Origin of the sequence: Pseudomonas sp. CH235 (genome assembly GCF_004368175.1) — a bacterium.
GTDB lineage: Bacteria > Pseudomonadota > Gammaproteobacteria > Pseudomonadales > Pseudomonadaceae > Aquipseudomonas > Aquipseudomonas paraglycinae.
This window is the reverse complement of the sequence record NZ_RRZJ01000003.1, coordinates 28,950-41,160: the sequence shown is the minus strand read 5'-3', so window position 1 is coordinate 41,160 and position 12,211 is coordinate 28,950. Positions and strand designations below refer to the sequence as shown.

The window sequence follows — 12,211 nt, the reverse complement described above, 5'->3', positions numbered from 1 at the left end:
TTCTGACTCCTTCTCGAGATTCTCTACAGCTGAGGTGCGCGATGAATAAAAGCTTCTGGAAATCCGGCCACACCCCGACCCTGTTCGCGGCCTTCCTGTATTTCGACCTGAGCTTCATGGTCTGGTACCTGCTCGGCCCGCTGGCGGTGCAGATTGCCGCCGACCTGCACCTGACCACCCAGCAGCGCGGCCTCGTGGTCGCCACACCGATTCTGGCCGGCGCGGTGCTGCGCTTTGCGATGGGCATGCTCGCCGATCGCCTGTCGCCGAAAACCGCCGGGCTGATCGGCCAGGTGATCGTGATCTGTGCCCTGTTCGGCGCCTGGAAACTGGGCATCCACAGTTATGAACAGGCCCTGCTGCTCGGTTTGTTCCTCGGCATGGCCGGCGCCTCGTTCGCCGTGGCCCTGCCGCTGGCCTCGCAGTGGTATCCGCCGGAGCATCAGGGCAAGGCGATGGGCATCGCCGGGGCCGGCAATTCCGGGACTGTGTTCGCGGCACTGATCGCCCCGGTGCTGGCGGCGGCGTTCGGCTGGAGCAATGTGTTCGGTTTCGCCCTGATTCCGCTGATCCTGACCCTGGTGCTGTTCGCCTGGCTGGCGAAAAACGCGCCGGAGCGGCCGAAAGCCAAGTCCATGGCCGACTACTTCAAGGCCCTGGGCGATCGCGACAGCTGGTGGTTCATGTTTTTCTACAGCGTCACCTTCGGCGGCTTCATCGGCCTGGCCAGCGCCCTGCCCGGCTACTTCAACGATCAATACGGTTTGAGCCCGGTGACCGCCGGTTACTACACCGCGGCCTGCGTGTTCGGTGGCAGCCTGATGCGTCCGCTGGGTGGCGCGCTGGCGGACCGGTTCGGCGGTATCCGCACCCTGCTGGCGATGTACACGGTAGCCGCCGTCTGCATCGCGGCGGTCGGCTTCAACCTGCCAAGTTCCTACGCGGCGCTGGCACTTTTCGTCTGCACCATGCTCGGTCTCGGCGCGGGTAATGGCGCGGTGTTCCAACTGGTACCGCAACGTTTCCGTCGCGAAATCGGCGTGATGACCGGGCTGATCGGCATGGCCGGCGGCATTGGCGGTTTTGCCCTGGCGGCAGGCATGGGCGCGATCAAACAGAGCACCGGCAGCTATCAGCTGGCGCTGTGGTTGTTCGCCAGCCTTGGCGTGCTGGCGTGGTTCGGCCTGCACGGGGTCAAACGTCGCTGGAGAACCACTTGGGGTTCGGCGGCCGTGACCGCTGCCCGGGTCTGAAGCCCGAATGGCTCTGCAACTGAGCTTTGCCGAAGCCAGCGCCACCGGCCCCCGCGCGGAAAATCAGGACGCTTTGCGCTTGGTGACCCCCGCCCCGGCGCTGGCTGCCAGCAAGGGTTTCCTGTTCGCCATCGCCGACGGCGTCAGCCAGTGCGCCGATGGCGGGCTGGCCGCGCGCTCGACCTTGCAGGCGCTGGCACTGGACTATTACGCCACCCCGGAAACCTGGAGCGTGGCCCAGGCCCTCGATCGTCTGCTGCTCGCACAAAACCGCTGGTTGCAGGCCAACGGTGGCGGACAGCCGTTGCTCACCACGGTCAGTGCGCTGGTCATGCGCGGTAAACGCTTCACGCTGGCGCATGTCGGTGATTGCCGGGTCTATCGCTGGCACGCCGAGACCTTGCAGCGGATAAGCGAAGATCACGTCTGGGATCAACCGGGCATGCAGCATGTGCTCAAGCGGGCACTGGGACTGGATCAGCATCTGGTGCTGGATTTTCTCGATGGCGAACTGCGTGACGGCGAATGTTTCGTGCTGCTCAGTGATGGCGTGTGGGCGGCGCTCGGCGATACCGCCATCGCCGGAATCCTGCGCGATCAACCGGATCTGAACAGTGCCGCGCTAACGTTGGTCAACGCCGCGCATCTGGCCGGCAGTCAGGACAACGCCAGCGCGCTGTTGGTGCGAGTGGATGCCGTCGGCGAGGCCAGCCTCGGCGACGCGCTGATCCATTTGCAGCAGTGGCCGCTGCCCCCGCCGCTGAAACCGGGTCAGGACTTTGAAGGCTGGCGGGTTCAAGAGGTTGTAAGTCGCAGCCAGCAATCGTTGCTGTATCGCGTGCTCGATGGTCAGGGCCAGGCGTGGCTGTTGAAGACGTTGCCTGCACAACTGGCAGACGATGCTCAGGCCGGTCAGGCCTTGCTGGCGGAGGAATGGTTTCTCAAACGCGTCGCCGGGCGGCACTTTCCCGAAGTCCATAGCGCCGGCCAGCGTCAGCATTTGTACTACGTGATGCGTGAATATTCAGGGACGACCCTGGCGCAGTTGTTCGCACAAAGCGGCCCGCTGCCACTGGCTCAGTGGCAGGATCTGGCCGAACGCCTGCTGCGGGCTGTCGGCCTGTTGCATCGACGGCAGATCCTGCACCGCGACATCAAACCGGAAAACCTGCACCTGGGGGACGACGGCGAGTTGCGCCTGCTGGATTTCGGTCTGGCGTATTGCCCCGGTCTGTTGCAGGACGCACCGTCGACCCTGCCCGGAACCCCGAGCTACATCGCACCGGAAGCCTTTCAAAGCGCAGTACCCAGCGCACAACAGGATCTGTATGCGGTGGGCGTGACCTTGTATTTCTTGCTCACCGGGCATTATCCCTACGGCGAGATCGAAGCCTTCCAGCGCCCGCGTTTCGGGGTGCCGGTGAGTGCCGGGCGTTATCGCCCGGATCTGCCGGAGTGGCTGGCGCAGTGTCTGGAACGCGGTGTGGCGGCCGATCCTTTGCAACGCTATGAAACCGCCGAGGAATGGCTGCTGATTCTGGAGCAAGGTGAGCGCCGCAGCCTGAGTGTGCGCCCTCGTCCCTTGCTGGAACGTGAGCCGTTGAAGGTCTGGCGGACACTGGCGTTACTGGCACTGCTGGGCAATCTGGTCCTGCTGTTCCTGTTGTTTCATGGCTGATGTGGCGCTCCATTAACGGGCGTGCCGCTTCCATTCAGTGCAAAAACCACATCGAACATCTGGCCATTTCCAGCATTACCCCAGTGAAATCGCGGCTCAGCGCAACTTGGCACAACCACTGCATTAACGTTTCCAACTGACATAAAGCCCGACCTTCAACGACGAAGGCCAGGCTTCCCGAGAGAACGGGACAAGGACAAAGGCGTCCTCGCTAGGTAACTGGCGGGACGCCTTTTTTGTTTGCGCCATTTTTGTCGAGCAAGGCCTGACTGCCCACAAGAGGCAAGCCCGATGCTCCCGGAGAACCTGATGAAAAAACTCAAACTGGTGATGATCGGCAATGGCATGGCCGGGGTCCGCACCCTGGAAGAACTGCTCAAGCTGAGCAACGAGCTGTACGACATCACGGTCTTCGGCGCCGAACCGCACACCAACTACAACCGCATCCTGTTGTCGCCGGTACTGGCCGGCGAACAAACCTTCGAAGAAATCGTGCTCAACGACCTCGACTGGTACCTGGAAAACAACATCAAACTGCTGCTCAACCGCAAAGTGGTGGAGATCGACCGGGTCAAACGCCGGGTGATCGCCGAGGACGGCACCGAGGCCGAGTACGACCGCTTGCTGATCGCCACCGGCTCGACCCCGTTCATCCTGCCGATCCCCGGCAACACCTTGCAGGGTGTGATCGGCTACCGCGACATCGCCGACACCCAGGCCATGATCGACACCGCAAAAACTCACAAGCACGCCGTGGTGATCGGCGGCGGCCTGCTCGGCCTCGAGGCCGCCAACGGCCTGATGCTGCGCGGCATGCACGTCACCGTGGTGCACCTCGGTGAGTGGCTGCTGGAGCGGCAACTGGACAAGACCAGCGGCCAACTCCTGCAAACCGCCCTCGAATCCCGTGGCCTGCACTTTCGCCTGTGCGAACAGACCCAGGCCCTGCATGACGCCGGCAATGGTCGCGTCGGCTCGGTGCAATTCAAGAACGGCGACATCATCCCCGCCGATCTGGTGGTCATGGCCGCCGGGATCCGCCCCAATACCGAACTGGCGGAAAAGGCCGGTATCCCGTGCAATCGCGGGATTCTGGTCAACGACACCCTGCAAACCTACGACCCGCGCATCTATGCCATCGGCGAATGCGCCAGCCACCGTGGCATCGCCTACGGCCTGGTGGCGCCGTTGTTCGAACAGGCCAAGGTCTGCGCCAATCACCTGGCGCAACTGGGTTTCGCCCGTTATCAGGGCTCGGTGACGTCGACCAAATTGAAAGTCACCGGCATCGACCTGTTTTCCGCCGGCGACTTCATGGGCGGCGAAGGCACCGAGACCATCACCCTCTCCGACCCGATCGGCGGGGTGTACAAAAAACTGGTGATCAAGGATGACGTGCTGGTCGGCGCCTGTCTGTACGGCGATACGGCAGATGGCGGTTGGTATTTCCGGCAGATTCGTGAGAATCACGCCATTGGTGAGATCCGCGATCACCTCATGTTCGGAGAAAACGCACTTGGCGATGTAGGACATCAGGGCCAGGACAAAGCCATGAGCATGGCCGACAACGCCGAGGTCTGCGGCTGTAACGGCGTGTGCAAGGGCACCATCGTCAAGGCCATTCAGGAACACGGACTGTTCAGCGTCGACGAGGTGAAAAAACACACCAAGGCCGCCAGCTCCTGCGGCTCCTGCGCCGGGCTGGTCGAGCAGATCCTGATCAACACCGTTGGCGGTGCAGCCGACGTCAAACCGAAAAGCGAAAAAGCCATCTGCGGTTGCAGCGACCTCAATCACGGCCAGATTCGCCAGGCCATTCGCGAACAGCATCTGCTGACCATCGCCGGCACCATGAGTTACCTCAACTGGCGCACCCCGAACGGCTGCGCCACCTGCCGCCCGGCCCTCAACTACTACTTGATTTCCACCTGGCCCGGCGAAGCCAAGGACGATCCGCAGTCGCGCCTGATCAACGAACGGGCCCACGCCAACATTCAGAAGGACGGCACTTATTCGGTGGTGCCACGGATGTGGGGCGGCGTGACCAACCCGTCGGAACTGCGGCGTATCGCCGACGTGGCGGACAAATATCAGGTGCCGATGGTCAAGGTCACCGGCGGCCAGCGCATCGACCTGCTGGGGATCAAGAAACAGGATCTGCCCGGTGTGTGGAAAGACCTCGACATGCCGTCCGGCCACGCCTACGGCAAATCGATCCGCACCGTGAAAACCTGCGTCGGCAGCGAGTTCTGCCGCTTCGGCACGCAGAATTCGACCCAGTTGGGCATCGACCTCGAGCACGATCTGTTCAACATGTGGTCGCCGCACAAAGTGAAACTGGCGGTCTCCGGATGCCCACGCAACTGTTCGGAAGCGGGGATCAAGGACGTAGGAATCATCGGCGTCGATTCCGGCTGGGAGATGTACATCGGCGGCAACGGCGGGATCAAGACCGAAGTCGCCGAGTTCTTCGTCAAGCTCAAGACCGCCGAGGAGGTGCGCGAGTACAACGGCGCGTTCCTGCAGTTGTACCGTGAGGAAGCCTTCTACCTCGAACGTACCGTGCACTACCTGCAACGGGTCGGCATGGAGCACATCAAAAAAGCCGTGCTGGAAGATCCCGAGCGCCGCAAGGCCCTGAACGAGCGCCTGCAATTCTCCCTGTCGTTCGAACAGGATCCGTGGAAAGAGCGCCTCGCCCAGCCACAACTGAAGAAAGAATTCGACGTGATCCCCGTGAAAAACCTGGAGGTGCCGGCATGAACTGGCTCGATATCTGTGCCCTGGAAGAGATCAATGCCCTCGGTTCGCGGATCATTGCCGGGCCCAAAGGTGACATTGCGATCTTTCGCACAAGCGACGACGAAGTTTTCGCACTCGATGACCGCTGCCCGCACAAGGGCGGCCCATTGTCCCAAGGCCTGATCTACGGCAAACGTGTCGCCTGCCCGCTGCACAACTGGCAGATCGACCTGCAATCCGGCGAAGCCCAGGCACCGGACGTCGGTTGCGCTCACCATCACCCGGCCCGGGTCGAGAACGGCCGTGTGCAACTGGCCCTGCGGGACGCCGTCTGATGAACCGCCAGACGACCGCCTCGACCTGCTGCTACTGCGGGGTCGGCTGCGGCGTGCTGATCGAGCATGACGGCGAGCGCATCCTCGGCGTCAGCGGCGATCCGGCGCATCCGGCCAACTTCGGCAAACTGTGCAGCAAAGGCTCGACCCTGCACCTGACCGGCGATCTGGCGGCCCGGGCGTTGTATCCGGAATTGCGCTTGGGCAAAGGTCTGGCGCGCAGTCGTTGCGACTGGGACACCGCGCTGGATCATGCCACCAACGTGTTCGCCGACACCATCACCGAACACGGCCCGGACAGCGTGGCGTTCTACATCTCCGGGCAGTTGCTGACCGAGGATTACTACGCCTTCAACAAACTGGCGCGGGCGCTGGTCGGCACCAATAACATCGACAGCAATTCGCGACTGTGCATGTCTTCGGCAGTGGTCGGCTACAAACGCAGCCTCGGCGCCGACGCACCGCCGTGCAGCTACGAAGACCTGGAGTTGAGCGATTGCGTGGTGATCGTCGGCAGTAACATGGCCTACGCCCACCCGGTACTTTTTCGCCGCCTCGAAGAAGCCAAATCCCACCGCCCGCAGATGAAAGTCGTCGTCATTGATCCACGGCGCACCGACACCTGCGATCTGGCGGACCTGCATCTAACGATTCTGCCGGGCACCGATGTCGCGTTGTTCCATGGGATTTTGCATCTGCTGTTGTGGGAAGACTGGATCGACCGCGACTTCATCAAGGCGCACACCGACGGGCTCGCCGAGCTGAAAAGCCTGGTGCGCGATTACACGCCGGCCATGGTGTCGCAGTTGTGCGGGATCAGCGTCGAGCAGTTGCAGCAATGTGCGGAATGGATCGGCACCGCCCCGAGTTTTCTGTCGCTGTGGTGCATGGGCCTGAACCAGTCCACCGCTGGCAGCGCGAAGAACAGTGCGCTGATCAATCTGCACCTGGCCACCGGGCAAATCGGCCGGCCGGGTGCAGGACCTTTCTCTTTGACCGGTCAGCCGAATGCCATGGGCGGACGGGAAACCGGCAGCCTCTCAAACCTGTTGCCCGGGCATCGCGAAGTGGCCAATCCGGAGCACCGCGCCGAAGTGGCGGCGTATTGGGGTGTGGATAAGCTGCCGGAAAGTACCGGCCTCAGTGCTATCGAACTGTTTGAACAAGTGCGTAGCGGCAAGATCAAGGCGCTGTGGATTGCCTGCACCAACCCCGCACAATCGATGCCTGACCAGAACGCTGTGCGCGCCGCGCTGGAGGCTTGTCCGTTCGTGGTTTTGCAGGAGGCATTCCGTACCACCGAAACCGCAGCGTTTGCCGATCTGCTGTTGCCGGCGGCCAGTTGGGGCGAGAAGGAAGGTTCGGTGACCAACTCCGAGCGGCGGATTTCCCACGTCCGCCAGGCCATTGCTGCACCGGGTGAAGCGCGTCCGGACTGGGCGATCACGGTGGATTTCGCACAACGCCTGGAGAAACGTCTGCGCCCGCAACAGCCGGGTCTGTTTGCGTTCGAGCAACCGGGTCAGTTGTTTGACGAGTACAAACAACTGACCCGTGGCCGCGATCTGGATTTGTCCGGGATCAGCCATGGGTTGATTGATGAGCTTGGGCCACAACAATGGCCCTTCCCCGCTGGCGCCCGCCAAGGCACAGCCCGGCTGTATGTCGATGGGATCTTTCCTACGGCGAACGGGCGCGCGCAGTTCGTTGCCGATCCCTATCGCGCCGCCAAGGAACAACGCGACGCACGCTTTCCCCTGACCCTGATCACCGGCCGCCTGCGTGATCAATGGCACGGTATGAGCCGCACCGGTACGGCGGCGCAGTTGTTCGGCCATGTCAGCGAAGCGGTGTTGAGCCTGCACCCGGACGAGGTGCGCCGCCACCGCTTGCAGCCGGGGGATCTGGTGAATCTGAAAAGTCGTCGGGGCGCGGTGATTGTGGCGGTTGCCAGCGATGACAGCGTGCGTCCGGGTCAGGCGTTCCTGCCGATGCACTGGGGCGATCGTTTCCTCAAGGGCGGCGTGAACAGCCTGACCCTGCCCGCCTTCGATCCTTTGTCGAAACAGCCGGAACTCAAGCACAGCGGTGTACGGCTGGAACCGGTGAATCTGCCCTGGCAACTGTTCGCACTGATCGAGGGCGATGTTCAACGGCATTTCGAGGCGCTTCGACCGCTCTGTGAGGCGTTTTCCTACGCAAGTCTCAGCCTTGTCGGACGTGAACGGCCTGCGCTGCTGATACGCGCAGCCAGCGCCGCCGCACCCGATCCGCAATTGCTGCGTGAAATCGACCAGTGCCTGGCCCTGATTGAGGGGCCGGTGCTGGCTTATGACGATCCTCGCCGCGCCATCGGCAAGCGGGTACGCATCGAAAACGGACGAATCACCGCGATCCGTCTGGCCGGTGAAACCCTCGCTCAGCACTGGTTGCAAGGCCTGTGGCTGGAGGGGCGCGCCGACGAACAACTGCGGCGCTGGCTGCTGGCACCGATGAGTGCACCGCCGGGCAATGCCGGCGCGCAGGTTGTGGCGGACAAAACCTTGTGCAACTGCAAGAACGTCAGCCACAGCGCGGTCTGCGCCGGCATTCGTGAAGGTCTGGATCTGCAGGGTTTGAAAAATACATTGGGGTGCGGAACGCAATGCGGTTCCTGCGTCCCGGAAATCAAGCGCTTGCTGGCCGCCGACGTGCGTCCGGTCGCCGTCATCTGAAGAGGAAAACACCATGAACGCGAAAGTCTGGCTGGTGGGCGCGGGCCCCGGTGATCCTGAACTGCTGACGCTCAAAGCGTTGCGTGCCTTGCGCGAAGCCGAGGTGGTGCTGATCGACGATCTGGTCAATGAGGCGGTGCTTGAGCACTGCCCTGCTGCGCGAATCATCGCGGTCGGCAAACGCGGCGGCTGCCGCTCGACGCCCCAGGCGTTCATCCATCGGCTAATGCTGCGTTATGCCCGTCAGGGTAAATGCGTAGTACGGCTCAAGGGCGGCGATCCATGCATTTTCGGGCGTGGGGGTGAGGAAGCGCAGTGGTTGCGCGAGCGCGGGGTCGAGGTGGAGCTGGTCAATGGCATCACCGCCGGACTGGCCGGCGCGACCCAGTGTGATATTCCGCTGACGTTACGCGGCGTGGCCCGGGGCGTGACGCTGGTCACGGCTCATACCCAGGACGACAGTCAGTTGAACTGGCGGGCGCTGGCGCAAGGCGGGACGACGCTGGTGATTTACATGGGAGTGGCGAAGCTCGGCGAGATTCGCGAGCAACTGCTGGTGGGCGGTATGGCAGCGGATACGCCGGTGGCGATGATCGAGAATGCCTCGTTGCCAGAGCAGCGCGAATGTCGCAGCAAGCTGACAGCCATGGAAGACGATGCCCTTGGTTTCCAGCTCAAGAGTCCTGCGATTCTGGTCATAGGTGCCGTCGCCGCGGCTGTGACCCAGTTCGACTCGATTAGCTGGCCAGCTGATCGCCTGGCCTGACAATCCCGGTTTCACCAAATCGCAGGCAAAGAAAAGCCCGGCCTAAGCCGGGCTTTTCTCGGAGCGGCAGCTAATTACTTAGCTTGAGCTTCAACCTGCGCTTCTACGCGACGGTTAACAGCACGGCCAGCTTCAGTTTTGTTGTCAGCAACTGGACGGGTTTCGCCGTAGCCAACAGAGTCAACGCGGGACGATTCAACACCGTACTGGTTGGTCAGAACTTGCTTAACGGCGTTTGCACGACGCTCGGACAGTTTCTGGTTGTAAGCGTCAGGACCGACGGAGTCAGTGTGACCTTCAACAGTGGTGCGAGTCGATGGGTACTGCTTCATGAAGTCAGCCAGGTTTTTGATGTCGCCGTAGCTGTTTGGCTTAACAACCGACTTGTCGAAGTCAAACTTCACGTCCAGCTCAACACGAACAACTTCAGCAACTGCTGGGCAGCCATCAGCGTCAACAGTTACGTTGGCTGGGGTGTCCGGGCACTTGTCAACGTTGTCGCAAACGCCGTCGTTGTCGCTGTCGGAGCAGACTTCAGCCGGAGCTGGAACTGGAGCAGCAGCTGGCTTGGAGCCGCCACCGAAGTTCACACCGATACCGACGCTAGGAGCCCACTCGGTGTCGCCCTGGTCGATGTTGTATTGAGCTTCAACGCCAGCACGGGCGTAGAAGTTCTCGGTGAAGTACAGCTTGGCACCGCCGCCAACGTTGGCGAAGGTAGAGCGGTTACGACCGCCAGTGCCGTTCTGACCGATGCTCTGATCGGAGAAACCAGCCGAGACGTATGGACGCAGCATGTCGCCTGGGTTGTTGAAGTGGTACAGAGCATCCAGAGCGGTGTTGGCGCCCTTGATGTTACGACCGTCGTCGGAACGCACGTTGTGCACTTCGTCGTAGCCCAGACGCAGTTCAACGTCGTCGGTCAGGAAGTAACCGACCGAGCCGCCGAACAGGTTGCCGTTGTTCTTGAAGTTACGAGCGCTGTCGAATTGTTCTTTCTTTGCGAAGCCTTCGATTTCAACTGCGCCTTGGCCTTGTGCCAGAGCGCCGAAAGAAGTGGCGGCAATCAAAGAACCAATGGCCAAGCCCAAGGTGTTTTTCAGTTTCATCCGTTAAATCCCCATCTGGTGATTGTGAAGCAGTCCCGCAAACCGGGGGACAACTCGGCGGCAAGTCTATCAGAACTTGCCTACACGTAAGAGATATTTGCGCCGAACTAAGTTTCAGCAATGCCTGCAAATTTCTCACGCAATTTATCAAGAGCGCGTTTGTAACGCATTTTTGTCGCACTCAAACCCATGTGCATGATGTCTGCGATCTCCTGGAACTCCAGCTCTGCGACAAATCGTAGCACCAGAATTTCCCGGTCAATCGGGTTCACATACACCAGCCAGCGATCCAGTCCGCCCTTCTCCTCGGGTTTCGGCGCCTTTTCTTCGGACGCTTCCTCGAGGGGGTCAAGACTCAGTGCGTCCATCAAGCGACGCTTTCGCCGTTCCTTCCGATACTGTGTGATGCACTCGTTGTACGTGATGCTATATAGCCATGTCTTGAACTTCGATTTCCCCTCGAAGTTCTTCAGGCCGTACAGCACCTTCAACATCACCTCCTGACAGACATCGTCCGCGTCGCGATCGTTCCCGAGATATCGCGCACAAACGTTAAATAATGTCCGCTGGTAACGCCGCATCAATTCTTCATACGCGCGCGTCACGTGAAAAAGCTCGGTATGCGAGCGCGCGACCAACTCCTCATCAGAGAGCTCGCGGGGGTCGTAGCGCGTGGATAGCGTTTGGGCTTTATTCAAAACAAGTCGTGCCGACAGTCAGGTCAATGTCCACCGCAGCCAGCGACAGCTGGCATTTTGCGGCGGCATACATTAGCAGGGTTTGCCGGGTTAGCGGCTACTCACATGCTGCTCCAGCAGGATCCGATTGGAGAGAGAGACTAGCTCACCCTCATCGGTCAGCAATGTGGTCTTAACCGTGCCGATCTCTTCGATCTGGCCTTCGACCTCGCCAATACGCACTTGTTGCCCAACCTGATACAACTCACGCACATAGATTCCCGCAAGAATCTGACCGGCAATTTCCCGGCTTCCCAAACCCATGGCCAGCGCAACCGCCAGACCAACGGTAATCAATACGATAACGATCACATGGTTCAGCAGGTCGGTCTTGACCTCCAGCTGACTGATCGCGACCGAAATGCTGATGATGATCACCAGGCCCTGGGCAATTCGCCCAAGTCCTGAAGCGTAGTCCAGGCCTACGCCTTCTGCCGCCCCGCGAACCAGGCCATTGGCCAGTTGCGCAAGAAGGACCCCCACCAGCAACACCAGCGCCGCGCCGAACACTTTTGGTAAATACAGCGCGAGCATGTCAAGCGTAGCTGAAACTCGCTCAAGTCCAAGGGATTCTGCTGCCGAAACAAGAAAAATCAGCAGAACGAACCAATAGACGATTTTGCCGATCAACGTCGAGATCGGCACTTGCAGCCCCGCGCGGGACATCAGCTTGGTCAGGCCGGTGCCACCCATCAGCCGATCGAGCCCCAGTTTGGCCAGCAATTTGGACAGCAAGGTGTCCAGCAGCTTGGCCACGACAAAACCCAACAGCAGCACAACCAGTGCGCCGAACAGGTTCGGAATGAAGTTAGCGACTTTGGTCCACAACGCAGTCATTGCAGTGACGAGGCTCTGAGTCCAGAGATCAAGTTCCATA

At 60.9% G+C, this 12,211-nt stretch carries 9 protein-coding genes; 6 read left to right on the top strand and 3 right to left on the bottom strand.

The annotated features are described in order from the left end of the window. Positions 1-41: 41 nt before the first annotated feature. The 6 genes from EIY71_RS04170 to cobA all read left to right on the top strand — a co-directional run bounded on the left by EIY71_RS04170 (position 42) and on the right by cobA (position 9,488). Entirely contained in the window at positions 42-1,253 is a 1,212-nt protein-coding gene (locus EIY71_RS04170; RefSeq protein WP_007952035.1) for a NarK/NasA family nitrate transporter, read from the top strand. A 7-nt stretch (positions 1,254-1,260) separates the two neighbouring features. Then, a complete protein-coding gene (locus EIY71_RS04165; protein WP_134020586.1) occupies positions 1,261-2,931 on the top strand; it encodes a bifunctional protein-serine/threonine kinase/phosphatase in 1,671 nt (556 codons plus the stop codon). A 309-nt stretch (positions 2,932-3,240) separates the two neighbouring features. Continuing rightward, positions 3,241-5,694, top strand: a complete 2,454-nt coding sequence (gene nirB, locus EIY71_RS04160; protein ID WP_045121673.1) for a nitrite reductase large subunit NirB — start codon at positions 3,241-3,243, stop codon at positions 5,692-5,694. Further along, positions 5,691-6,008 carry a nitrite reductase small subunit NirD gene (nirD, locus tag EIY71_RS04155; RefSeq protein ID WP_007951992.1) on the top strand — a complete coding sequence of 106 codons (318 nt, stop codon included), beginning with the start codon at positions 5,691-5,693 and terminating at the stop codon, positions 6,006-6,008. The genes nirB and nirD overlap by 4 nt, the downstream gene beginning before the upstream one ends. After that, the gene (locus tag EIY71_RS04150; protein WP_134020583.1) at positions 6,008-8,722 is read left to right on the top strand and encodes a nitrate reductase; all 2,715 of its coding nucleotides are present in this window, start codon (positions 6,008-6,010) and stop codon (positions 8,720-8,722) included. Before nirD ends, EIY71_RS04150 begins: the two co-directional genes overlap by 1 nt. Positions 8,723-8,735: 13 nt before the next feature. Further along, positions 8,736-9,488: a uroporphyrinogen-III C-methyltransferase gene (cobA, locus tag EIY71_RS04145; RefSeq protein ID WP_134020580.1), complete on the top strand. Its 753-nt coding sequence runs from the start codon at positions 8,736-8,738 to the stop codon at positions 9,486-9,488. A 74-nt stretch (positions 9,489-9,562) separates the two neighbouring features. On the opposite strand, the gene EIY71_RS04140 is transcribed toward cobA, so the two are convergent. From EIY71_RS04140 to EIY71_RS04130, 3 genes are all read right to left on the bottom strand, one after another. Next, complete coding sequence (locus EIY71_RS04140) at positions 9,563-10,597, bottom strand: OmpA family protein (protein WP_085747909.1); 1,035 nt, start codon at positions 10,595-10,597, stop codon at positions 9,563-9,565. Positions 10,598-10,704: 107 nt separating this feature from the next. Beyond that, a complete protein-coding gene (gene sigX, locus EIY71_RS04135) occupies positions 10,705-11,295 on the bottom strand; it encodes an RNA polymerase sigma factor SigX (RefSeq protein WP_011333251.1) in 591 nt (196 codons plus the stop codon). A gap of 90 nt (positions 11,296-11,385) precedes the next feature. After that, the gene (locus EIY71_RS04130; RefSeq protein WP_007951987.1) at positions 11,386-12,210 is read right to left on the bottom strand and encodes a mechanosensitive ion channel domain-containing protein; all 825 of its coding nucleotides are present in this window, start codon (positions 12,208-12,210) and stop codon (positions 11,386-11,388) included. Between the last annotated feature and the right edge of the window lies 1 nt (position 12,211).